This window comes from Pseudaeromonas pectinilytica (assembly GCF_054780855.1).
Map to the genome: position 1 here is coordinate 1 of NZ_BAAGVN010000345.1, position 24098 is coordinate 24098.

General features: G+C 54.3%; 18 protein-coding genes. 10 read left to right on the forward strand and 8 right to left on the reverse strand.

From position 1 onward, the window contains the following. The first annotated feature begins 227 nt into the window (after positions 1–227). Both ACYVG7_RS16640 and xthA read left to right on the forward strand, forming a co-directional pair. Positions 228–1904 (forward strand): response regulator, encoded by a 1677-nt coding sequence (locus tag ACYVG7_RS16640; protein WP_460884212.1) that lies wholly within the window; start codon positions 228–230, stop codon positions 1902–1904. Between the two features lie 30 nt (positions 1905–1934). Beyond that, the gene (gene xthA, locus ACYVG7_RS16645) at positions 1935–2741 is read left to right on the forward strand and encodes an exodeoxyribonuclease III (protein ID WP_460884213.1); all 807 of its coding nucleotides are present in this window, start codon (positions 1935–1937) and stop codon (positions 2739–2741) included. A gap of 95 nt (positions 2742–2836) precedes the next feature. On the opposite strand, the gene ACYVG7_RS16650 is transcribed toward xthA, so the two are convergent. The 6 genes from ACYVG7_RS16650 to ACYVG7_RS16675 form a co-directional block, all read right to left on the reverse strand. After that, positions 2837–4738 carry a DUF3857 domain-containing transglutaminase family protein gene (locus ACYVG7_RS16650; RefSeq protein WP_460884236.1) on the reverse strand — a complete coding sequence of 634 codons (1902 nt, stop codon included), beginning with the start codon at positions 4736–4738 and terminating at the stop codon, positions 2837–2839. A gap of 85 nt (positions 4739–4823) precedes the next feature. Then, positions 4824–5519 (reverse strand): ABC transporter permease, encoded by a 696-nt coding sequence (locus tag ACYVG7_RS16655; RefSeq protein WP_460884214.1) that lies wholly within the window; start codon positions 5517–5519, stop codon positions 4824–4826. Between the two features lie 3 nt (positions 5520–5522). Beyond that, the gene (locus ACYVG7_RS16660; protein WP_460884215.1) at positions 5523–6263 is read right to left on the reverse strand and encodes an ABC transporter permease; all 741 of its coding nucleotides are present in this window, start codon (positions 6261–6263) and stop codon (positions 5523–5525) included. Positions 6264–6313: 50 nt separating this feature from the next. Further along, positions 6314–7084: an ABC transporter substrate-binding protein gene (locus tag ACYVG7_RS16665; RefSeq protein WP_460884216.1), complete on the reverse strand. Its 771-nt coding sequence runs from the start codon at positions 7082–7084 to the stop codon at positions 6314–6316. Between the two features lie 19 nt (positions 7085–7103). Beyond that, the gene (locus ACYVG7_RS16670) at positions 7104–7874 is read right to left on the reverse strand and encodes an ABC transporter ATP-binding protein (RefSeq protein WP_460884217.1); all 771 of its coding nucleotides are present in this window, start codon (positions 7872–7874) and stop codon (positions 7104–7106) included. A 206-nt stretch (positions 7875–8080) separates the two neighbouring features. Next, positions 8081–9544 carry a Sapep family Mn(2+)-dependent dipeptidase gene (locus ACYVG7_RS16675; protein ID WP_460884218.1) on the reverse strand — a complete coding sequence of 488 codons (1464 nt, stop codon included), beginning with the start codon at positions 9542–9544 and terminating at the stop codon, positions 8081–8083. 289 nt (positions 9545–9833) lie between these two features. Between ACYVG7_RS16675 and ACYVG7_RS16680 the strand changes: the two genes are divergently transcribed. Beyond that, on the forward strand, positions 9834–10739 hold the full coding sequence (locus ACYVG7_RS16680) for a LysO family transporter (protein WP_460884219.1): 906 nt from the start codon (positions 9834–9836) through the stop codon (positions 10737–10739). A gap of 100 nt (positions 10740–10839) precedes the next feature. Here ACYVG7_RS16680 and asd read toward each other — a convergent pair whose 3' ends face one another. Continuing rightward, the gene (gene asd / locus ACYVG7_RS16685; protein WP_460884220.1) at positions 10840–11955 is read right to left on the reverse strand and encodes an aspartate-semialdehyde dehydrogenase; all 1116 of its coding nucleotides are present in this window, start codon (positions 11953–11955) and stop codon (positions 10840–10842) included. A 243-nt stretch (positions 11956–12198) separates the two neighbouring features. Here asd and ycaO point away from each other — a divergent pair, with 243 nt between their 5' ends. The 4 genes from ycaO (at position 12199) to pflA (ending at position 18375) form a co-directional block, all read left to right on the forward strand. Beyond that, the gene (ycaO, locus tag ACYVG7_RS16690; RefSeq protein WP_460884221.1) at positions 12199–13956 is read left to right on the forward strand and encodes a 30S ribosomal protein S12 methylthiotransferase accessory factor YcaO; all 1758 of its coding nucleotides are present in this window, start codon (positions 12199–12201) and stop codon (positions 13954–13956) included. Positions 13957–14297: 341 nt separating this feature from the next. After that, the gene (gene focA, locus ACYVG7_RS16695; RefSeq protein ID WP_460884222.1) at positions 14298–15125 is read left to right on the forward strand and encodes a formate transporter FocA; all 828 of its coding nucleotides are present in this window, start codon (positions 14298–14300) and stop codon (positions 15123–15125) included. A gap of 46 nt (positions 15126–15171) precedes the next feature. Next, positions 15172–17454, forward strand: coding sequence for a formate C-acetyltransferase (gene pflB, locus ACYVG7_RS16700; RefSeq protein WP_460884223.1), 2283 nt, complete (start codon positions 15172–15174; stop codon positions 17452–17454). Between the two features lie 162 nt (positions 17455–17616). After that, positions 17617–18375, forward strand: a complete 759-nt coding sequence (gene pflA, locus ACYVG7_RS16705; protein ID WP_460884224.1) for a pyruvate formate lyase 1-activating protein — start codon at positions 17617–17619, stop codon at positions 18373–18375. Between the two features lie 65 nt (positions 18376–18440). Here the strand turns inward: pflA and yfbV are convergent, their stop codons facing one another. After that, positions 18441–18890 carry a terminus macrodomain insulation protein YfbV gene (yfbV, locus tag ACYVG7_RS16710; RefSeq protein ID WP_460884225.1) on the reverse strand — a complete coding sequence of 150 codons (450 nt, stop codon included), beginning with the start codon at positions 18888–18890 and terminating at the stop codon, positions 18441–18443. A gap of 255 nt (positions 18891–19145) precedes the next feature. On the opposite strand from yfbV, the gene ACYVG7_RS16715 reads away from it, so the two are divergent. From ACYVG7_RS16715 to ACYVG7_RS16725, 3 genes are all read left to right on the forward strand, one after another. Beyond that, the gene (locus tag ACYVG7_RS16715) at positions 19146–20345 is read left to right on the forward strand and encodes an acetate kinase (protein WP_460884226.1); all 1200 of its coding nucleotides are present in this window, start codon (positions 19146–19148) and stop codon (positions 20343–20345) included. Positions 20346–20442: 97 nt separating this feature from the next. Then, positions 20443–22596 carry a phosphate acetyltransferase gene (gene pta, locus ACYVG7_RS16720; protein WP_460884237.1) on the forward strand — a complete coding sequence of 718 codons (2154 nt, stop codon included), beginning with the start codon at positions 20443–20445 and terminating at the stop codon, positions 22594–22596. Between the two features lie 560 nt (positions 22597–23156). Beyond that, a complete protein-coding gene (locus ACYVG7_RS16725) occupies positions 23157–24086 on the forward strand; it encodes a TIGR01777 family oxidoreductase (RefSeq protein ID WP_460884227.1) in 930 nt (309 codons plus the stop codon). Positions 24087–24098: the final 12 nt, after the last annotated feature.

Sequence of the window (24098 nt, forward strand, 5' to 3'; positions counted from 1 at the left end):
AACCAAGAGCCCAACAGTGCAAAATCCTGGTTATCGGGTGGGGTGAAAATAGTCAACAACACGTAAAGGGAACAGCGCCCTCTGCCTTCGAAGGTTCGAATCCTTCTCCCTCCACCATCTTCTTGCTCACTGCACCGTGAAAAGCCAGCCTTCTTCTAGTCCGTATTGCAACAATTTCCGTTATAGTATGCCCACCGCCCTCCGGGCCAGCCAATGAACTTGTCGCGATGACAGATCTGCTCGTACAAGACACAACGACCACCAGCATCTCCTCGCTCTTCCGGGACAAAAAAATTCTCCTGGTGGATGATCAGCGCTCGTTTCAGGTGCTGATGAAGGCCATGTTGATCAATATTGGATTCAACAAGGTCACCATTCTCGGTTCCGCCGAAGAGGCGCGTCGTCGTTGCCAGAAAGAAGAGTTCGACATCTATCTGCTCGATTACAACCTGGGCATGGGCGAGAACGGTCGCCAACTGCTGGAATATCTGCGCGAACAACATCTGCTGCCACCGGAATCCATCGTCTTCATCATCAGCGGCGACAATAGCCGCGCCATGGTACTCAGTGCTCTGGAGAGTGAGCCCGATGGCTACATGATGAAGCCCTTCTCCCAAGAACAGTTACGACAGCGCCTGCAACGCGCCTTGCAACGCAAGCAGGAACTCAAGGGCATCTTTGTCGCCCTCGAGAAGGAAGACTTTGCCGCCGTCATCGCCCAGTGCCAACCGGTCATCGACAGTGGTTCAAAATATGCGACCTTCTGTCGCTGCCTGATGGCGGAGATGCATGTCCGTCTCGACGATCCCATGGCCGCCCGGGCTGTACTGCGCGAAGGATTGGCCAGCAGCGAATCCAGCTGGTTACGACTGGGTCTCGGCAAGGTCTGCCATTTACTCGGCCAGTACGAGGATGCGATCGCACACCTACACACCGCCCTACGGCTGCGCCCACTGATGGTGGACGCCTATCGCTGGCTCTCGGCCGCCCAGTTAGCCAGCAATAACCCGCAGGATGCGCTCGATACCCTCAGTCGAGCCACCGAAATCTCCCCGCAGTCCGGTATGCTGCATCGGCAATTGGCGGAGATGGCGCTGGCACAAGGCGACTACTTGCGCGCCCGGGATTCCACCGCCACCATGCTGGATCTGAATCGCTACGACCATGGCAAGAATGCCCAACTACTGGGCAGTCATATTCATTGTCTGATCCTCTACGCCATGAACAGTAGCGACCCCTACCACATCGGCAATTTGCAAAAGCAGGTGGGTAATGCTCTCTCGCGTTGTCGGCAGACTCTGGTCGAGAGCGAATTTGACTTCGCCACCTTCGAACAAATCTGCCAGGCACGAGTTCAAGTCGCCCGCGGCGAGGTGGTGCGTGGCAAGAAGATGCTCTACAAGGCGATCCAGCCGTACCAGAGTGAACCCGCCACTATGGCCGCCCCGCTACTCAGCAATATGGTGCTGGGGTTAGCCCAACTGGGTGAATATGAGTACGCCGAGCAGCTACAACCCCTGTTACGGCAGCAGGAAAATGTCGAGCCGCTGTTATTAACCTGTGTCCGCACCACCTTCGACGATAAAGCCCAGCAAGAGCGACAACAAAAATATCGAGAGCTCAACGAACAAGGGATCAAAGCCTATACCCAAGGTCGCATTGAAGAGGCTCTGGGCTGCTTCCGCGAAGCCTTACGACGGGCTCCTGCCAATACCAATGCCGCCATCAACAAGGCGCAAGCGTTGCTGCAATTGACCAAGAGTCATGGCAAACCCCAGACCGAGTTGCTGAACGAGTGCAAGAGCACACTAGCTCTGCTCGACGGGGTCCAGCTCAATCCAACCCAGTTGGAGCGTCTGCGCAAACTACAAGAAGATCTGCAGGCGCAAAAGAGTCGCCCGTGATCCGCAAGCCGAACCGAGAAGAGAGATCGCATGAAAATAGTATCGTTTAACATCAATGGATTACGTGCCAGGCTGCCGCAACTGCAGGCGCTGATTGATGCTCATCAACCCGATATTATCGGCCTGCAGGAGATCAAGGTGCATGATGACGCCTTCCCGCGGGCTGACGTAGAGGCCATGGGCTATCACGTCTATTTTCATGGCCAAAAAGCACATTATGGGGTGGCATTACTCTGCAAGCAGGAGCCAGAATCGGTGAACCGAGGCTTTCCTGGTGACGACGAGGAGGCTCAGCGTCGTCTGATCAGTGCGCGTTTTGTACTGGCGGATGGCCGCCGCCTTACCGTGATGAATGGCTACTTCCCCCAGGGCGAGAGTCGCGACCATCCGACCAAGTTCCCGGCTAAAGAAAAATTCTATGCAGACCTGCAGAGTCTGCTGCTCGAGCAGCATCAGCCGGACGAGGAGCTGGTGGTGATGGGCGACTTGAATATCTCTCCGGAAGATTGCGACATCGGCATCGGCGAAACCAATCGCAAACGCTGGCTGCGTGATGGGAAGTGCTCATTTTTACCCGAAGAGCGCGAATGGCTCGCCCGCCTGAAAGGCTGGGGGCTCATAGATACCTTCCGTCATCTGTTTCCCGAGACCCAGGATCGCTACAGCTGGTTTGATTATCGCAGCAAGGGCTTTGACGAAAATCGGGGGTTGCGGATCGATTTGATTCTGGCGACGGCACCGCTGCTGGCTCGCCTCGATGAGGCCGGGATCGACTACCCACTGCGCGGTGTCGAAAAGCCCTCCGACCACGCCCCCATATGGGCCACATTCCGCTAATTACCAGCCGTTGCAACCCTAGCGGATCCAGCAATAACAAAGGGGCGAGCTCGCCCCTTTGTCTTGTCTACGACTCGGCGGCCAAAGCCACAGTATCACCGCATTGGCAACGAGAAGTTCAGACTCAGCTGCTCTTTGGCTCGGCGCACATGCTCCCGATAACGGGCCAACTCGGCGACTGGGACGCTATCCAGCAGGCTCTCGTAACGATAGCTGACACGCAGCAACTGCTTGTCCAGTGGCTCCACCTGTAAACCAAAGCGGAATACCGCATTGTCTTGCGTCGACTGGTAGGGCGCTATCTGCATGGGTTTGGGCAAGTGGATCAGGAACTCCTGCTTCAAACGGATGGGAGCTGACAGCATCAGCGGCTGGGTGCGGTTGCTATCCACATCTTTCAGGTAGCTATCCAGCAAGTCGGCGTAGATATCCAATCCCTGCTCGGCAACAAACTGCTGACCGCCAGGCGTCAGATAGGTTTCCCGCATCACCAATTGGTTCAGTTGTCGATCATCACTGACTTGGGCGGCGCCGACTGTCACCAGATCGCCATAGATGCGCGCGTAATAGTCCTCAAAGCGGCGACCAATCGCTTGCGGCGTACTGTTCAGCCACTGGCTACGCTGCTGCTCGGCTTGCTCCCCTTGATACTGGCTTTCAATCTGCAACCGGTTCTGATCTTTTTGCACCCAGAGCTCATGACGGACCGAGACCTCAGCGGGACGGTAATCACCATCCATCGGTGTCAGGCTGGTGGCTCCGGCTGCAACCAGGAGCGCATAACGATAATAGGGCACGGCCACAGTATCCAGACGATCACCCTGATTCAGGAGGGTGCCATCCAACCATAACCGCTGGCCATCCAGTAATAGAGTCACAATGACGTGATCGAACAGGTAGGGCGAAGGCTGCTGGTTGGGAAGGCCGGCTCCCTGATCGAGACTCACCAGCGCCGCCGAGGGCTTGAAGCCCATCGCCTTGAGCAGCGCCATCAACAGCACCGTCTTGTCTTTACAGTCGCCATAACGGCGATACAGGGTATCGGCGGCATGGCGGGGTCGGTGTGAACCAATCCCATCTTCCATTCCCAGATAGCGAATTTCCTGCTGCACGAAGTGCAGGGCGGCCATTACTTTTCCCGCGGCATCCTGATGTGCGGCCAACTGATCGGCCAGCAACTGCACGGTAGGATCGACCGCCGCCGCATCATCGTAGAGGGGCATGGCCCATTGGGCGACGTCGGCCCAACTGGCAAACTCGCTGACGCTCAGGGTCCGATTCGGGGTGTACCAGGCTGGCGTATCCGACTGCAACTCCACGGCCGGGACATTCTCTTGTTGCCATAAAATTTCGCGCCGGCCGGAGGATTCGCTCACTTTGACCTGGACGTCACTCTCTTTGGGAGCCTGGAAAAACAAGGCGCGGCTCGGTGCCACCAGCAAGCGCAAACTATTCCGCGCAATCGGAATATCCCAATCCATGGCCAGCATTTCGCTATAACGCCCTGCCATCACCGGGTTATTGCCCTGCACCGTGTAACTGTATTCCAGAACATCTCCAACCCGGATATCCGGCAGGATCAGGTAAGCCGTTCGCGTCCCGGAGTAGAGAAAACGTTCCAGGTTGGCCTCGCGCTGAAACACGCGTAGTTCATTCGGCTCGAGACGATCCAGCGCCTTGCCGGCGCGCCAGACCTGGGCCTTGTGGATGGTCAGGGTTTCGTAGCTGGGATCAAAATCGAAAGCCAGTTGTGACGCCTTCTCCAGGCCTTCGGTGCTGGTGATCTGGATGACAAATCGACTGAAACGTTGCACCTGGGATGAATCCACATAATTTTGTCGATCCACTAGCAGATAACGTTGACCCGAAACCGCCGCTTGTGGCGGCGAGGTCGGGGTAGCAACAGCTTGCAACCAGGAGGGTTCAGCGGCAAAAACGACCTGCTCGGCCGCCTGGAGCGGCAAGCTCCCATACAGCAGCAGTAAAGTGAACAACACAGCGCGCAACGACAGGCTCCTTAAGAACCCCAGAAATGAAAAACGGTGACATAGTAGCATGTCACCGTGTCGCCAGCAGCAGAACCTAGACGCTTCGCGGCCTTAAATGTACGTGCCAACGCTGTTCCAGCCGCCGGAAGACCCAGACGATACACAGACTCAGCAGCATATAGAGCAGACCTGCGGTCAGAAAGGCCTCAAACGGACTGTAATAGCGCGCATTGATGATCCGCGCCGCGCCGGTCAAATCAACTATGGTAATAATTCCCGCGACCGCGGAACCATGCAGCATGAAGATGACCTCATTGCTGTAGGCCGGTAGTGCCCGACGCAACGCACTCGGTAACAGGATACAGGTCATGGTCTGCCAGGGCGTCATGCCAAAGGCTTGAGCCGCTTCAATCTCGCCCTTGGGAATGGTGCGGATCGCGCCACGCACAATTTCCGCGGTGTAAGCCGCCGTGTTCAAGGTGAAAGAGAGCAAAGCGCAGAACCAGGCCTCCTGAAACCACTCCCAGGCCCAGGAGTTGCGCAAGCCGTCCCACTGCCCAGCCCCATAGTAGATGATGAAGAGTTGCACCAGCATCGGGGTGCCACGGAAAAAATAGATATAAGCCCAAGCTGGTAACCGTAATAACGGGTTCACACTGTTGCGACAAATTCCCAGAGGGATAGCAATAGACAACCCCAAGAGCAATGACACTGCCACCAGCCAGACGGTATTGCCAAGCCCCTGCAGATAGGTGGGCCATTCTTGCAGAATAATAGAAAAATCAAACATGGCTTACCTCGTCTGAATCGAATAATGACGTTCGGCCCACTTCAGCAGGGTGGTCGAAAACGCGGTAAACACGAGGAAGATCAAGGCAACCGCCATGTAAAAGGTAAATGGCAGTTGAGTAGTCCCAGCGGCTAATCCGGCCTTGCGTACCATGTCATCGAGTCCAATGACGGAGACTAGCGCCGTGGTTTTGAGCAAAACCAACCAGTTGTTGCCAAATCCGGGTAAAGCATGGCGCACCATCTGCGGAAACAGCACGCGGCGAAACACCTGCCACGGCGTCATCCCATAGGCAGCTGCGGCCTCCAGCTGACCCCGATCCACAGCCAAAATGGCACCTCGAAAGGTCTCGGTCATGTAGGCACCAAAGATAAAACCAATGGTCAGCACACCGGCAATAAACGGACTGATATCAACATATTCCGGCACATAGGCCGTCCATTCGTGTTGAGCATTCCCTTGCAACACCCACTCATTGAGATGTTCATTGATCTGGGTACAAAGAAAATTGACGAATACCTGACCGCCGAAAAACAGCAGCATCATCAGGATCAAATCCGGAATACCACGTACGACCGTGGTGTAGAGGGTCGCAAGACGCTTGGCCATCCGGTAGCGGGATAATTTCGACACAGCGCCTATCATGCCAAGCACCATGGCCAGCACGACCGACAGCAAGGAGACCTGCAATGTCATCCAGGCTCCCTCCAACAAGGAAGCCTCGTAACCCTTTAAATCAAACATTGTCACATCCATTGACGACGGGCCCGCAGGCCCGTCTACGACTCGGGTGATTATTCGCCGAAGGCATCAAAATCAAAGTACTTGTCGTTGATGGCCTTGTACTTGCCATTGGCACGCAGATCCTTGATCCCCTGATTAAACAGGGCCTTCAGATCCGCATCCCCTTTACGCAGGGCGACACCGGCACCAATACCAAACCAGCGCGGATCGGTCAGGCCCGGGCCGACCAGCTCGTAGTCCTTGCCATCTTCCTTCTTGATCAAACCATCCAGCAAGGAGGCATAATCAGCCAGCACATAGTCGATGCGGCCGGACTTCAGATCCAGATACGCTTCTTCAGCGGTGCCGTAGCGCTTGATGTCCGAACCTGGGAAGTTATCGGTGATGTAAGAATCCATCGAGGTGGCGCGTTGAACCCCGACTTTCTTGCCCTTCATGAACTCGGCGGTCAATTCCAGCTGGGTACCCTTCTTGGTGGCAAAACGAGCCGGGACATGCTGGTACTTATCTGAAAAATCAACGCGCTTGAGACGTTCAGGGGTGATATCCATCGTCGAGATGATGGCATCGAATTTACGCGCCAGCAGACTCGGGATCATGCCATCCCAATCTTGTTTGACGATGGTGCACTTGACCTTCATTTCGACGCACAGAGCATTGGCCATATCGACGTCAAAGCCGGTCATATCGCCATTGGCTTCAGTCCGAGAAAACGGAGGATAAGCGCCCTCGATACCAATGCGCACCTCTTTCCACTCCTTGGCTTGAACACCAGCGGCCAGAACCAGCGCCATAGCGGCCGTAACCCATACCTTCTTCATATCTAACTCCTTGACCTGATTAATAGATGGACGAAATAAATTGTTTGAAACGTTCTGATGTCGGGTTGGAGAAGACCTGCTTCGGATCGCCCTCCTCTTCCACCACTCCTTGATGCAAGAACATGACCCGATTTGAAACATCCCGGGCAAATGACATCTCGTGGGTGACGACCAGCATGGTCCGTCCCTCTTCGGCCAGGGTGCGCATGACCTGCAACACTTCCCCCACCAGCTCCGGATCCAAGGCTGACGTGGGCTCGTCAAACAGCATGACTTCCGGATCGACGGCCAACGCACGAGCTATTGCTGCCCGTTGTTGCTGACCACCCGAGAGGTGTCCTGGGTAATAATCGCGGCGCTCATACAGGCCAACCCGATGCAATAACATCTCGGCTTTTTCAATAGCTTCGGCACGGGGAACTTTGAGCACCTGGATCGGCACTTCGATGACATTTTGCAATACGGTCAAATGAGACCATAGATTGAAGCTTTGGAAGACCATCGCCAGCCGGGAGCGGATCCGCTCGACCTGCTGCCGACTCTCCGGATGACGCTCACCCAGCTTATTAGCTTTCATGCGAATCAACTCGCCATGCACCAGCACATCACCGGAAGACGGTGTTTCTAACAGATTGATACAACGTAAGAATGTTGATTTACCGGAGCCGGAAGAACCTATGATAGAGATAACGTCCCCTTTGTGGGCCGTTAGATTGATGCCTTTTAAAACCTCATGGGATCCGAAATATTTATGCAGATTTCGGACCTCAAGCGTGGCTACGTCACTCATGCGTCAACAACCTTGTTTCTTGATGTGCCTTCCAGGCATCGGTTTATCAGAATGATAAAACCGCGCTCACTCGGCAGGGAAATACCAGAGTGATCACAAATTACAAGATGAACGGCAGATTGAGAAGCAGAAAGCCGAATTAAAATTCAAAAAAAACGCAATATCTGCATTAATAGCGCGCTAGTGATGCATAGGAGTGCAAACGATCAACTTTGGCGCCCCACCGCGATCCCTAATGGGATCTGCTGCAATCGGCTTAAAGCGCAGGCAAAAATTTTACTGGCTTGCAATAACTCATCCAAGGCCACATGTTCGTTAGCCTGTGGTGCCGCCTCTGGATATTCGGATAAAAAGGCGCCAAACGGTACACAATTTGGCAGTGAGCGCGCATAACTGACCGCGCTAGAAACGGTTGGCATTCGTTGCTCCCCCGTCACCTCCTGATAGGCCTGACTCAACTGGATGACCGCAGGCGATGTAGCCGGAACATACAGGGGCGGAACGTGGCCCAATTCCTGATAACGCCATCCTAATCGTGATACGGCTTGCCGCAACGTCTGTTGAAACAGCTCGAAATCAACATGCACTGGCACCCGTAGATCCAGATCGATGCGACTTCCTTGCTTATCGATCCGTAGTTGCGCCAGATTTAGCGTCAACTTGCCACTGCACTCATCCTCGACATCACCCAGCAAAGCCCGAACATGGGGATCTTCTCCCACCACCAGGCTGCAAAATCCCAGTGCCTGATGTTGATAACCAATGGCTTGCAAGCCACGACACAGACGGACAATCGCGTTCACCCCTTGACGATCACAGCAAGCCGCCGATGCGGTTTGCCCCAGAACCACGGTCGAGCCAGCCTCTTCCAACCAGAGATAGCCCAAAGCATCGAGTTTTTTCTGTAACAACTTTTGTTTCTTACCGGAATAACGGGCCCGATCCGGAACACAGTCCAGCGCGCCACCACATGCCAGCGTCAAATCAGTCGAGGCCGGACCATGCAGCGATACTTGTAGTAGACGTTTTTCCGCATACACCACAGGAAAGCGGGAAGTAGGAGAAAATGAGAAACTGGGAGCCACTTCATGAGCCAGGTAACGCTCCATACAGCGCCATTGCTGATGCGCGTCGGTACCGATAATCAGCCTAATGGTATGCCGAAGCGGTTGCGCCGATTCCTGTAGTGCTTTGAGGGCGAATAGCGCCGCAATGAAGGGGCCTTTACTCTGCTGCGTTCCACAGCCGTAGAGCAAGCCATTGCGAACATTCAGCTGAAAAGGTGAACTGAACCAATGAGCACTATCATCCGGTTGATGAACATCCAGATGACATAAAATGCCCACCACTTCAGAGCCAGAGCCCAGCTCGATATGAGCATAAAAACCAGCCGGATCCTTGTAAGTTCTGAATCCGAATTGCCGGGCTAAAACCAGAGCCTCGTCCAGGCAGTCGATCATGGCCTGACCAAATGGAGCCTCGAATTTCGATTCCTGATCCATAGTTACCAACGATGAGTGACTGGGATGGGAGACCAAGCGAGCCAGGGCCGCCACCATAGTCTCAGACTGTGCATCCACCCAATGGCTACATGCCCCATTGGTTGAAAAGTCATGATGTAACCCATGATTGGACCAAGTCCGCACACTCTGCTGCTCGTTGACAACCATAACAACTCCTCTCATTGCTCTAACCAATCTTCATCCAATTTCATTTCCAAACATAGACCATAAACAAAAGCATAAGCCTTCGATTTTTAACGCCTGTTGTTTATGACAGGACAGCTCTTGAAAACGATATCCGCCACCATATAAACCTAGCCTGAACCACCAGACTCCAATTTCAACTTGTCCGAACAAAACCAAACTCAGATCACATTCTGTATCCTCAAGGCTTCAGGGTTGCTCCCAGAACAACAAACAGGCAACATTCCCGACTCAAATCATTTCGGAAATGCTCATGTTCTTCGATATCCTGCTCATCATGCTGCCTCTGGTTCTCGGCTACACCATCCGCCTTGCATCTCAAACGATCCTGAAACGCCTGCAATGGCTAACCAGTCAAATGGTTTATCTGATCCTGGCCCTGATGGGGATCGGACTTGCGTTTATCGACAACCTGGATCAACACATACTGCAGTTGGTACAAACCGTGGCCCTATTCGCTAGCTGCATCTGCGGCTGCAATCTGTTGGCACTCTGGTGGCAGGATCGTGGCCGCCCGCCGTTACAGGAAGAAGACGGTTTGGTGGCGCAGTCCAAGTGGCAGATGATGGCGGAATCGTTGCGCATGGCCTTGGTCGTTGTTCTCGGCTTTGGCATCGGCTGGCTTCTGGAGCCCAACAGCATCCCGGTGCATACTTGGAGTAATTGGGCACTGATGCTGTTGCTGTTTTTTATCGGTATCCAGATGCGCAATTCGGGGATGACGTTGCGGCAAATATTACTTAATGCTTGGGCCTTGAAGATTGCGGCCACTCTGGTTATCAGCAGTTGGATCGGCGGCTTGATTGCCGGAGTCGTAATGGGATATCCCTGGTATCAGAGTCTGGCGCTGTCATCAGCATTTGGCTGGTATTCACTGTCTGGCATTCTGGTGGGAGGCGAGTTGGGTCCGATCCTTGGCAGTGCCGCATTTCTCAATGACTTGACTCGCGAATTACTGGCTATCGTGCTCATCCCGTTGCTGATGCGCCGCCATCCTTCCGCCGCTATCGGCCTAGGTGGCGCAACCGCTCTGGACTTCACCCTGCCCATCATTCAGAAATCTGGAGGCTTGATGATGGTTCCGATTGCCGTGGTATCAGGATTTATCCTCAGTCTGCTGGGACCCCTACTGATGTTGGGTTTCCTGGCGCTACATTAATCGGTGTCGTTCTCAGACTGAACAAACAGCTTATTTTGCACTCCAATAAGAAGGGCCACATTCGTGGCCCTTCTTGCGTGTCATGGTTGTCTGCGCAAACTCATGCCTTGGCGAGCAGAATATTCAACATCCGGCGCAGTGGCTCGGCAGCGCCCCACAGCAGCTGATCCCCGACGGAGAACGCAGACAGGAAATCGTTGCCCATGTTCATCTTGCGCAGACGTCCTACGGGCACATTCAGCGTTCCGGTTACCTTGGCAGGGGTCAGCTCTTTGACGGTCACCGCCCGATCATTTTCAATGACCCGTACCCAATCGTTGTGACTGGCCAGCAGTTGATGGATCTCATCCAGCGGCACATCCTTCTTCAGTTTGATGGTGAAGGATTGGCTGTGACAACGCAGGGCACCGATGCGCACACAGTTACCATCTACGGCGATCGGGCTGCCATCGCGGCCGAGGATCTTGTTGGTTTCAGCCATCCCCTTCCACTCTTCCTTACTCTGACCATTCGCCAGGGCCACATCGATCCACGGGATCAGGCTACCCGCCAGCGGAGCACCGAACTGAGAGGTCGGGAATGACTCATCTCGCATGGCCGCGGTCACTTTGCGCTCGATATCCAGAATGGCTGAAGCAGGATCCGCCAGCTCAGCGGCGACCACATCGCGCAGGGCTCCCATCTGGGACAGCAATTCGCGCATGTGACGAGCGCCAGCCCCTGATGCCGCCTGATAAGTGGAGGAAGAGACCCACTCGACCAGATCGTGAGCAAACAGGCCACCGAGCCCCATCAGCATCAGGCTGACGGTACAGTTGCCACCCACATAGGTCTTGAAGCCACGATCCAGGGCGTTATCAATCACCTGTCCATTAACCGGGTCCAGGATAATGACCGCATCCGGCTCCATACGCAGGGCCGACGCCGCATCGATCCAGTAGCCTTGCCATCCGGTCGCCATGAGCTTCGGATAGACCTCTTTGGTGTAATCGCCACCTTGACAGGTAATGATGATATCCAGCGCCGTCAGCGCATCGATGTCATAAGCATTTTGCAGCTGACCCGCATCTTTACCATAGTTTGGAGCCGCTTGGCCCGCTTGTGAGGTGGTAAAGAACACCGGCTGGATCTTGGCGAAGTCATTCTCTTCCACCATACGGCTCATCAACACTGAGCCCACCATGCCGCGCCAACCGATCAAACCTACTTTTTTCATCATTAATCCTGCCCTGGAGACAATATAAAAATCTGACTCACCACATTACGGATTGGCAGCAACTCTGCAAGTCGTTTTCCGCAACATCACATGCCAATCATTGCAATAGTTGCATCAAACTGCTTGATCCAGCCGGAATCAGGCTAGAGCTTGCTGGCATGCCATTCACTCAGCCAGTACACTAGCCGCTCTGTTACCGATTAACAGAACGATAACAATGTCAGCCCTATGGAATCCTGTCCCATGCAAACCTTTATCCCCGGTAAAGATGCGGCTCTTGAAGCCTCTATCGAACGCTTCCAGCACAAGCTAGGCGAACTTGGCTTCGATATCGAAGAAGCCTCCTGGCTCAACCCCATACCTCATGTCTGGTCTGTGCATATTCGGGACAAGGATTGCCCGCTCTGTTTTACCAATGGCAAGGGTGCCAGCAAGAAAGCCGCTTTGGCGTCGGCTCTGGGCGAATACTTTGAGCGCCTGTCGACCAACTACTTCTTTGCCGATTTCTATCTGGGTGAGGAGATTGCGAACGGCGACTTTGTTCATTATCCCAACGAGCAATGGTTCCCCATTCCCGAGGATGGCGAGTTACCGGACGGTCTGCTCGATGATTACACCCTGGAATTCTACGATCCAGAGGGTGAACTCTCGGCCGACATGCTGATCGATCTGCAATCCGGTAATGAAGAGCGCGGCATTTGCGCCCTACCCTTCGTGCGTCAGGATAACCAGCAGACCGTCTATATCCCGATGAACATCATTGCCAACCTTTATGTTTCTAACGGCATGAGCGCAGGTAATACCGCGACCGAAGCACGCACACAAGCATTGTCAGAAGTGTTTGAGCGCTATGTGAAAAACAAGGTGATTGCCGAAGCCATCAGTCTGCCGACCATTCCGGCTGACGTTATCGCTCGCTTCCCTGGGATCAAGGCTGCTATCGATGCCCTGGAAGCCGAAGGTTTCCCGATCCTGTGCTATGACGCCTCTTTGGGCGGCAAGTTCCCGGTCATCTGCGTGGTGTTGTTCAATCCGAACAATGGCACCTGTTTCGCATCGTTCGGCGCTCATCCTCGCTTTGAGGTAGCGCTGGAGCGGACCGTCACTGAATTACTGCAAGGCCGCAGCCTCAAGGATCTGGATGTCTTCGCCCCGCCCTCGTTCAATAACGACGAAGTCGGTGATCACCACAATCTGGAAACTCATTTCATCGACTCATCCGGTCTTATCAGTTGGGATCTGTTCCAGAGCCGCGAAGACTACCCCTTTGCTGACTGGAACTTTGCTGGTAGCACAGAGCAGGAATTCAATCATCTGATCGGTATCTTCCATGAACTCGAGCAGCCCGTGTACATCGCAGACTACGAGCATCTGGGCGTGTATGCCTGCCGTATCCTGGTACCCGGCATGTCCGATATTTACCCGGCAGAAGATCTGGTCATCGCCAATAACAACATGGGTGCCGGATTACGCGAGGCGGTTCTCGCACTGCCAGAGAGTCACGGCACGGCCGAAGAGTACATGGCTTTCTACGACATGCTGGATGAAGAAGGCTTCGATGATCGCACCCGGGTTCGCGAACTGATTGGCCTGGCCGTCGAGAAGAGTAGTGGCTGGCATACCCTGCGGGTAGGTGAGCTCAAATGCCTGCTGGCATTGGCGGCAGGTGAGCTGACGACAGCCTTGGAATGGACCGACTGGACGCTGGAGTTCAACGCCACCATTTTCACTGCCGAACGAGCCAACTTCTTCCGTTGTCTGAAGGCCAGCCTGGAGCTTCACCTCTCGCCAGAGCGGGATCCGCAGCTCTATGTGAACGCCTTCGAGCGCATGTTCGGTGTGGCAACAGTCGAGGTTGTTTGGGCTCATATCCGCGGCGAAGCCCGTTTCTTCGGCTTGCAAGCGGGCGATTTGAGTCTGACCCAATACCCACTGCATCAAAAGCTGCTGGCCGCTTACGAAAAATTGCAAGCTGCTAAACGGCAGTTCGCTTTCAAATAAAAGGACCGGCCTGCCAATTCCAGTTGGCAGGCCGGTTTTACATTGCTCGCTACTCCTCTGCTCCGGTCTTTTGGCATTGGTTCATTTCATATTCATCTTTCTAGGCTTATGATGAACTATTAGTCACGCACCGTACTCAAATAGTAAGGCCGCAGATTTTGGCCCCTAGCTGTTACTTTGCAACAAATCAGCCACAAATGCGCCGCTTCAGGCCGTCAAAAGCGTGATTAAGATGTAGTAAAATTACAGAACCAACCGGCCAAAATTGATCCAAGACAAATTTGAACCTCGTTTTTGTTGCTATCATTACGACAGTAAAATGACAACTCGGGTGCCATCACGTGAAAGCTGAATCTCCATTTGATTGTCTAAAGCCAGAAGCCATCGCGGCCGTTGCTGAAGATATCACCTACGGCAAGGCTACCAAGCCCGCCGCTAAAACCTTTATGCTGGCCATCACCGCTGGCGCCTTTATCGCCATGGCCTTCGTCTTCTATATCACTGTCATTGCGACCGGCGGTAGCAAGCTGGCAGGCGGCGTTTGCTTCGCCCTCGGTTTGATCCTGTGCGTCATCCTCGGCGGTGAGCTGTTTACCTCCACCACTCTGACATTGGTTGCTCGTGCAGCTAACCGGATCACCTGGTCGCAGATGCTGAAAAACTGGGGTATTGTCTACTTTGGCAACCTGGTCGGCGGCCTCGTCATGTTCGCTCTCATCATGCTCAGTAGCCAGTACATGAACACCAATGGCCAGTGGGGTCTGACCGCATTGAATGTGGCTCAGCACAAGATCCATCACACCTTCGTCGAAGCGGTGGCGTTGGGGATCCTGTGTAACCTGATGGTCTGTCTGGCAGCCTGGATGGCCTTTGGCGGCCGCACTATGACCGACAAGGCACTGATCATGATCCTGCCAGTGGCCATGTTTGTCGCCTCTGGTTTCGAGCACAGCATCGCGAACATGTTCATGATCCCGGTCGGCATCGCCATTCAGGCTTTTGCCGGCCCGGAATTTTGGCAAGCCATCGGTGCAGACCCGGCAAAATATGCGGATCTGACCGTTGGCCACTTTATTATCAACAACCTGATCCCGGTCACCATCGGTAATATCATCGGCGGCGGCATGATTGGTTTGACCTACTGGTTTATTTTCCGTCGTCACCACTAAGTGGCTGCGGAAGCTTGGATCATCAATACCCAAGAGGTAATGAAACATGGCAGAGCTTAACGAAAAGTGTCTGAAGGCATGGGAAGGCTTCGTACCCGGAGCTTGGCAAACTGAAGTCAATACCCGCGACTTCATCCAGAAGAACTATGCCCCGTATGAAGGCGATGAAAGCTTCCTCGCTGGTGCTACCCAGGCGACCACCACGCTGTGGGATAAGGTCATGGAAGGCATCAAGGAAGAGAACCGCACTCATGCTCCGGTTGACTTCGACACTGACCTTGCCTCCACCATCACTGCTCACGATGCCGGTTACATCGAACAAAGTCTGGAAAAGATCGTTGGTTTGCAGACTGACAAGCCACTGAAGCGCGCCATTGTTCCGTTTGGCGGCATCAAGATGGTCGAGAGTTCCTGCCATGTTTATGGCCGTGAACTGGATCCGCAACTGAAGAAAACCTTCACCGAATACCGCAAGACCCACAACCAAGGCGTATTCGATGTCTACACCAAAGACATCCTGAACTGCCGTAAGTCTGGTGTCATCACCGGTCTGCCGGATGCCTATGGCCGTGGTCGCATCATCGGCGACTATCGCCGTGTCGCCCTGTACGGTATCGACTTCCTGATGGCTGACAAGCTGTCCCAGTTCAAATCCCTGCAAGCCAAACTGGAAGCCGGTGAAGATCTGGAAGCTACCATTCGCCTGCGTGAAGAGATCTGCGAGCAACACCGTGCTCTGGGTCAACTCAAGGAAATGGCAGCCAAGTATGGTTGCGACATTTCTGGCCCGGCCACCACTGCTCAAGAAGCGGTTCAGTGGACCTATTTCGGTTACCTGGGTGCCGTGAAGTCACAAAACGGCGCGGCCATGTCCTTCGGTCGTACCGCTACCTTCATCGATACCTATATCGAACGTGACCTGAAGAAGGGTCTGATCACCGAGCAAGAAGCCCAAGAGCTGATTGACCATCTGGTGATGAAGCTGCGTATGGTCCGTTTCCTGCGGACTCCGGAATACGACACCCTGTTCTCTGGCGATCCGATTTGGGCAACCGAATCCATCGGCGGTATGGGTGTTGATGGCCGTACCCTGGTCACCAAGAGCTCGTTCCGTTACCTGAACACCCTGTACACCATGGGGCCGTCTCCTGAGCCAAACATGACCATTCTGTGGTCTGAACAGCTGCCAATCGGCTTCAAGAAGTTCTGTGCCAAGGTATCTATCGACACCTCTTCCGTACAGTACGAAAACGACGACCTGATGCGTACCGACTTCAACAACGATGACTACGCTATCGCTTGTTGCGTCTCCCCGATGATCATCGGCAAGATGATGCAGTTCTTCGGTGCTCGTGCCAACCTGGCCAAGACCATGTTGTATGCTATCAACGGTGGTGTCGATGAGAAGCTCAAGATCCAGATCGGTCCGAAGACCGAGCCGGTCAAGGGCGAGTATCTGGACTACAACGATGTCATGGACCGTCTGGACCATTTCATGGACTGGCTGGCGACTCAATATGTCACCGCCCTGAACATCATCCACTACATGCACGACAAGTACAGCTACGAAGCAATTCAGCTGGCTCTGCATGACCGCGATGTGATCCGTACCATGGCCTGTGGTATCGCCGGTCTGTCCGTGACCGCTGACTCCCTGTCTGCTATCAAGTATGCCAAGGTCAAGCCAATCCGTGATGAAGACGGTCTGGCCATCGACTTCGAAATCGAAGGCGAATACCCGCAGTTTGGTAACAACGACGAGCGAGTTGACTCCATCGCCTGTGAGCTGGTTGAAAGCTTCATGAAGAAGATCCAGACCCACAAGACCTACCGCAACGCGATCCCGACCCAGTCGGTTCTGACCATCACCTCTAACGTGGTATATGGTAAGAAGACCGGTAACACTCCGGATGGTCGTCGTGCCGGTGCTCCGTTTGGTCCTGGTGCCAACCCGATGCACGGCCGTGACCAGAAGGGTGCGGTTGCCTCTCTGACCTCAGTTGCCAAGCTGCCGTTTGCCTATGCGAAAGACGGTATCTCTTACACCTTCTCCATCGTGCCGAACGCACTGGGTAAGCAAGAGGAAGCTCAGCGTCTGAACCTGGTTGGTCTGATGGACGGTTACTTCCACCACGAAGCCAATGTCGAAGGCGGTCAGCACCTGAACGTCAACGTCATGAACCGTGAAATGCTTCTCGACGCCATGGAAAACCCGGAGAAATACCCGCAGTTGACCATTCGTGTCTCTGGTTATGCCGTGCGCTTCAACTCCTTGACCAAGGAACAACAGCAGGACGTCATCACCCGGACCTTCACTCAATCCATGTAATAACGGATTGCGTGATTGATTTACAAAACCCCCGGCTTGCCGGGGGTTTTTTATTGGTCGTCGGCTAGAATCAGGATAGGCTGCACTCCTAAATGCAGTGAGTTCAAAATCTCAATCGCTTAAAATAGTAAAGTAAGTAAATCAATCTACCGGAGCCTCTCTATGCCAAACTCGGCGCCACTCAAAGGCCGGATCCACTCTGTTGAAACCTGCGGAACCGTCGACGGACCGGGTATCCGCTTCATCGTCTTCATGCAGGGATGTCTGATGCGCTGTCTCTACTGTCACAACCGTGATACCTGGGACACCACCGAGGGACGCGAGGTAACCGTCGACGAGTTGATGAAAGACCTGCTGACTTACCGCCATTTTATCAATGCATCCGGCGGCGGGATCACCGCATCCGGTGGTGAAGCCACGCTACAAAAAGAGTTCGTTACCGAATTATTTGCCGCCTGCAAGGCGCAAGGCATTCACACCTGCCTGGATACCAATGGTTTTGTCCGTCATTACGATGCGGCACTGGATGCCCTGCTGGATGTCTCGGATCTGGTGATGCTGGATATCAAGCATATGAACGACGATATCCATATTCCGTTGACCCATGTCAGCAACAAATATTGTCTGGATTTTGCCCGTTACCTGGCCAAAAAGGGGAAGAAGATCTGGATCCGCTATGTGGTGGTGCCAAGCTGGAGCGATGATGTGGCCGGGGCCGAAGCGTTGGGGCAATTCATCCATGATGAGCTGAACGGTTGTGTCGAAAAAGTTGAGCTTTTGCCCTATCACGAGCTGGGCAAACACAAGTGGGAAGCCATGGGCGAAAAATACATGCTCGATGGTATCCACCCGCCGAAGAAAGAGACCATGGATACCATCCGCGACATTATCGGCAAATATCACCCCAACGTGATCTACTAGGCGATAGCTGGAAAGCACATAGCAAAAAGCCACCGCGAGGTGGCTTTTTGTTGTCAGCACATTCATCAGGAATAAATGACCGCTCGATCCAGTTTCTTGAATGCCTGATTCAAGGTTTCAGCCAGTTCAAGATAACGGGGATGCGGCGCATGCCGAGCCTGCCCCATCTTTTCATTGATATCCGAGTACCAACGGGAGAGCGAGTGCGGCAGCTTGGTTTCCGCTCGTTGACCCAGCCAGTAATAGCCCTGCAGCGGCAAGCTCACCATAAATAACAGACTGCTGATCACCACGGGCCACAAGCTGGGCTGGCCGAAATGAAACTGCAGCAACAGACTCATCACCGCCAAGGCTGGCAGCCATTTCATGCCAAATTCCACCGCGGCAATAATGCGATTTTCCGGGAACATAGCCGCCAACGACTTCTCTTTAGGCCAGAGCTGCATGTAAAGATGTCCCATTTGTATCTTTTTTTGAAATAAAGTCATATCTACTACCTCGAGCCCAATAACCATACGTTGAAAATGGTTACATGCTTATTACAAGAATTTTTTGTTATTTTTATGCTTCCCCTGTATTCTTCCGGCGCTTGATTTTTAACCCGGCTTTTTCGCCTTGTCGAGCCTCACAGACTACATTCTGAGGCTGAGCAGACGTTCCATGCCGGACGCGCTGACAGCACCTTTAATGTAAGCATACGTTAACTCTGCTGGAAAACTACCCATTCCAGACAGTAAACCCCTTAAAAAGATAGATAGGATTTACTACGAATGAGCAGCAAGCTGGTTCTTGTACTTAACTGTGGCAGTTCATCCCTGAAGTTCGCCGTGATCGATGCCACCAACGGTGATGAAAAACTGTCCGGTCTGGCCGAATGCCTGCGCCTGGATGATGCCCGGATCAAATGGAAACTCGATGGTCAGAAAGATGCTGCTGACCTCGGCGCCGGTGCTGCGCACGAAGAAGCCATGAGCTTCATCGTGAACCAGATCCTGGCCAAACACCTTGAACTCAACGACAACCTGTTTGCCATTGGCCATCGCGTAGTGCACGGTGGTGAAAAATTCACCTCCTCCGTGGTAATCACCGATGAAGTGGTTCAAGGTATCGAGGCCTGTGTCGCTCTGGCTCCGTTGCATAACCCGGCTCACCTGGTTGGCATCAAGGCCGCACAGCAAGCCTTCCCGGCCCTGCCGAACGTTGCCGTTTTTGATACCGCCTTCCATCAAACCATGCCGGAACATGCATTCCTGTATGCCCTGCCTTACAAGATGTATACCGAACAAGGTATCCGTCGTTATGGCATGCACGGCACCAGCCACTATTACATCAGCTTGCAAGCCGCTGAAGCATTGGGCAAGCCGGTGAGTGAACTCAACATCATCAATTGCCACCTGGGCAATGGCGGCTCCGTCTGCGCGATCAAAAATGGCCAATCTGTCGATACCTCCATGGGGATGACACCGCTGGAAGGCTTGGTGATGGGCACCCGCTGTGGTGATATCGATCCGGCGATCATTTTCCACCTGCATGACACCCTGGGTATGAGCATGGGCGATATCAACACCATGCTGACCAAGGAGTCTGGCCTGCTGGGTCTGACGGGCGTGACCAGCGATTGCCGTTTCGCCGAAGATAATTACGATACCGACATCGCTGCCAAGCGAGCCATGGATCTCTACTGCTATCGTCTGGCCAAGACCATCGGTAGCTACATCGCCGCTCTGGATGGCCGCCTGGATGCCGTGGTGTTTACCGGTGGTATCGGTGAAAACTCGGCACCGATCCGCGAGATGACCCTGAATCGTCTGGCACTGTTGGGCTTCAAGGTGAACAGCGAAGCCAACCTGAAGGCGCGTTTTGGTAAGCAAGGCGTCATCACCGAAGCCGGTAGCACCCTGGCCATGGTGATTCCAACCAACGAAGAGTGGGTAATTGCCCATGATGCGCTGGAATTGGTGGCAGGCTGATTCAGACTAGGTAAAATAGCGAGGCTGCCGAAGGCAGCCTTTTTTAATTGGCCAACTTGTTCATCAACTAGGGGATACACCAGTGGCACGCACTATCATGCTTATCCCGATTGGCTCCGGTGTAGGCGTTACCTCCGTGAGTCTCGGTATGGTCCGAGCGATGGAAAGACACGGTGTCAACGTCAGTTTCTTCAAACCGGTCGCTCAACCGAAACCCGCACATTCAGGTCCGGAAGCTTCTACCGCCGTCATCCGCGCAGGCTCTAACATCACCCCTCCCGAACCACTCTCCCTTCATTACGCAGAAAACATGATCTCCACGGGTAATACCGCTGTATTGCTCGAAGAGATCGTGGCGCTGTATGAAAATCACGTCAAAGAGAGTGGCGCCGAAGTGGTGGTGGTTGAGGGTCTGGTTCCCGTCGACAAACAACCGTTCGCCAACAAGCTGAACTATGACATCGCCAGCGCTCTGGATGCCGACATGGTTTTTGTTACCCATCCTGGTAACGATTCCAGTCAGAAGCTTAAAGAGCGGATCGAGCTCACCAGTTCCAACTTTGGTGGCGTACAGAACAAGCGGATCGTCGGCTGCATCATCAACAAGGTTGGCGCTCCGGTCGATGAACATGGCGTCACCCGCCCTGATCTGACCGAGATGTTCGAAGCCCACCACAGCAGCGCCGAGATGGCCAACAACCTGGAAGTGTTGCAATTCTTCGGCAAGAGCCCATTGCGCATCCTGGGTTGCATCCCGTGGAATACCCAGCTGATTGCACCTCGCGCCAAGGATCTGGCCAAGCATCTGAGCGCCAAGATCCTGAACGAAGGCGAACTCAGCAAGCGTCGTCTGCATCAGGTTACCTTCTGCGCCCGCTCCATCCACAACATGGTCGAGCACTTCCGTCCGGGCAGCCTGCTGGTCACCTCCGGTGATCGTTCCGATGTCATTGTTTCTGCCTGTCTGGCGGCGATGAACGGCGTCAAACTCGGTGCCCTGCTGCTGACCGGTAACTATCATCCAGAGCCCCAGGTGATGGCCCTGTGTCAGCAAGCCATGCAAACCGGCCTGCCGATCATGATGATCGATACCAACACCTGGCAGACTGCCGTCAGCCTGCAAAACTTCAACCTGGAAATTCCGGCCGACGATATCGAACGCATCGAAATGGTCCAGGACTATGTCGCCGGCCATATCGACAAACACTGGTTAGAGTCGCTGACTGCGGCCTCCAGCCGTTCTCGTCGTCTGAGCCCTCCGGCATTCCGTTATCAGCTTACCGAGCTGGCCCGTCATGCCAACAAGCGCATCGTGCTGCCGGAAGGCGACGAACCGCGCACCGTTAAGGCAGCCGCTATCTGTGCCGAACGTGGGATTGCGCGTCCAGTGTTGTTGGGCAACCCGGATGAAATCCGTCGCGTCGCCGAGCAGCAAGGTGTGATCCTCAACGATCGCGTCGAGATCATCGATCCAGTCGTGGCCCGCGAACGCTATGTGCCGCGTCTGGTCGAGCTGCGCAAGGCCAAGGGCATCACCGAAGTCGTTGCTCGTGAGCAGCTCGAAGACAACGTAGTGCTCGGCACCATGATGCTCGAACGCAACGAAGTCGACGGTCTGGTCTCCGGTGCGGTACACACCACCGCCAACACCATTCGTCCGCCCCTGCAGATCATCAAGACAGCACCAGGCTCTTCGCTGGTGTCGTCGGTGTTCTTCATGCTGCTGCCGGATCAGGTGCTGGTGTATGGTGACTGTGCCATCAACCCGGATCCGAACGCCGAACAGCTGGCCGAGATCGCCATCCAGTCTGCAGATTCTGCAACCGCGTTCGGCATCGAGCCGCGTGTGGCCATGATCTCCTACTCGACTGGCACCTCGGGTACCGGTGCGGATGTGGACAAGGTGCGCGAAGCGACCCGTATCGCCAAGGAAAAGCGTCCGGATCTGATCATCGATGGTCCATTGCAATATGACGCCGCCATCATGGCCGATGTGGCCCTATCCAAGGCACCGAACTCTCCGGTTGCGGGTCAAGCCACAGTATTCATCTTCCCGGATTTGAATACCGGCAACACCACCTACAAGGCGGTACAACGCTCGGCGGATCTGGTTTCCATCGGCCCCATGCTGCAAGGTATGCGCAAGCCGGTCAACGATCTGTCCCGCGGTGCACTGGTGGATGACATCGTCTACACCATTGCTCTGACCGCCATCCAATCCGAACAAGCCGGTGTGGTGGTCGACGCCTGAGTCGAGGGCCTATCCGGTCTCGGAGCCGGTTGATGACAAGGAGCGCCTAGCGCTCCTTTTTTTATGGCTCTATCCCAGTTACCTGTTATGAATCAAGATGAATGGAGTCTGGACGAAAAGCAGACCGTTGGCGGCAGGGATGCCGCCGCCGAGCCTACACGGATGTATTCACGGCGTGTCTGTGTTCGCCCTGACTCCTGAATACGGGCTTGATGCCGGGTTTTGATCCGAGGAACGCATAACCGGGACCGAGCCTTTTTTATACTCGGCTGCTGCGCACGACGAAGATCCCAAGGGTTGCCGTAAAAGCAGGCGCATTTTCCCAGCAGACGCCACAATTCCGCTGACCCCTGCCACAGCTGCGCTGTAGCCATCTATCTGCAGCAATTCCAGTACTAATCTACACACTTACCCACAGTAAATGTGGATAACATCACAGGATGGTCATCAACCTGGACGATCGAATGCCGACAATCGGGCGAGATTAACCCGCTGGACGACTAAACTCATTCGGTGTAAAGCACTGTTATCCCATAGCCTCATCCCGATCGGAGTTCGTCATGCGCATACTGATCACCGGAGCCACCGGTTTTATTGGCCAGCACCTGCTAGCCGCCCTGGGTAAGAGTCATGCCATCACACTCCTCAGCCGCGATACCGTGCGGGCCCAACGGCTATTGCATTCGTCGACTTATCACTATCTAACGCTGAATGAGCTGGATTCGCTGGATGGCTTCGATGCCATCATCAATCTGGCCGGAGAGCCCATTGCCAACAAACGTTGGAGTACTTCCCAAAAACAGCGGATCTGCGAGAGTCGCTGGCATCTCACCGAGGCACTGCTGGAGCGGTTGCGGCACTGCTGCAACCCGCCACGGATCTGGCTCAATGCCTCAGCCATAGGCTTTTATGGTCGTCAGGAGAGTCAGCCGTTAACCGAGGACGACACCTGCATCCATCCTGAATTTACCCATGAGGTGTGTCGACGCTGGGAGCAACTGGCACTCGAAGCGAGCGACTATGGCTGCCGGGTCTGTATTGTCCGGATTGGTGTGGTGCTGGGTGCCGAGGGTGGCGCCCTAGCCAAGATGTTACCGGCATACCGACTCGGCCTGGGTGGGCCACTGGGCGATGGTCAACAGTATCTGTCGTGGATTGCCCTGACGGATCTGGTAGCCGTGTTTTTGTTTTTGCTCGAACACGAGCAGTGCCACGGCATTTACAATGCCACTTCTCCGCATGCCGTGCCGCAACAGGAGTTCTCCCGCCTGCTCGCACAGGCACTGCACAGACCCCACTGGCTACGGACACCCGCCTGGTTGCTGCGACTGCTGCTCGGCGAGATGGCCGACCTGCTGCTGTATGGACAGAACGTGGTGCCGCAACGCTTGCTGGAAGCGGGTTTCCAGTTCCAATATCCGAAGCTCAGCTCGACACTGAAACATGCCCTGAAAGCAACCCACAACCATTTTTCGGTACCGGAAGTCTGAGGTCACCCGGCT

Coding starts and splice junctions, on each gene's coding strand:
- ACYVG7_RS16640 (WP_460884212.1), top strand. CDS start 228: ATGACAGATCTGCTCGTACAAGACACAACGACCACCAGCATCTCCTCG.
- xthA (WP_460884213.1), top strand. CDS start 1,935: ATGAAAATAGTATCGTTTAACATCAATGGATTACGTGCCAGGCTGCCG.
- ACYVG7_RS16655 (WP_460884214.1), bottom strand. CDS start 5,519: ATGTTTGATTTTTCTATTATTCTGCAAGAATGGCCCACCTATCTGCAG.
- ACYVG7_RS16660 (WP_460884215.1), bottom strand. CDS start 6,263: ATGTTTGATTTAAAGGGTTACGAGGCTTCCTTGTTGGAGGGAGCCTGG.
- ACYVG7_RS16665 (WP_460884216.1), bottom strand. CDS start 7,084: ATGAAGAAGGTATGGGTTACGGCCGCTATGGCGCTGGTTCTGGCCGCT.
- ACYVG7_RS16670 (WP_460884217.1), bottom strand. CDS start 7,874: ATGAGTGACGTAGCCACGCTTGAGGTCCGAAATCTGCATAAATATTTC.
- ACYVG7_RS16675 (WP_460884218.1), bottom strand. CDS start 9,544: ATGGTTGTCAACGAGCAGCAGAGTGTGCGGACTTGGTCCAATCATGGG.
- ACYVG7_RS16680 (WP_460884219.1), top strand. CDS start 9,834: ATGTTCTTCGATATCCTGCTCATCATGCTGCCTCTGGTTCTCGGCTAC.
- asd (WP_460884220.1), bottom strand. CDS start 11,955: ATGAAAAAAGTAGGTTTGATCGGTTGGCGCGGCATGGTGGGCTCAGTG.
- ycaO (WP_460884221.1), top strand. CDS start 12,199: ATGCAAACCTTTATCCCCGGTAAAGATGCGGCTCTTGAAGCCTCTATC.
- pflB (WP_460884223.1), top strand. CDS start 15,172: ATGGCAGAGCTTAACGAAAAGTGTCTGAAGGCATGGGAAGGCTTCGTA.
- pflA (WP_460884224.1), top strand. CDS start 17,617: ATGCCAAACTCGGCGCCACTCAAAGGCCGGATCCACTCTGTTGAAACC.
- yfbV (WP_460884225.1), bottom strand. CDS start 18,890: ATGGTTATTGGGCTCGAGGTAGTAGATATGACTTTATTTCAAAAAAAG.
- ACYVG7_RS16715 (WP_460884226.1), top strand. CDS start 19,146: ATGAGCAGCAAGCTGGTTCTTGTACTTAACTGTGGCAGTTCATCCCTG.
- pta (WP_460884237.1), top strand. CDS start 20,443: ATGCTTATCCCGATTGGCTCCGGTGTAGGCGTTACCTCCGTGAGTCTC.
- ACYVG7_RS16725 (WP_460884227.1), top strand. CDS start 23,157: ATGCGCATACTGATCACCGGAGCCACCGGTTTTATTGGCCAGCACCTG.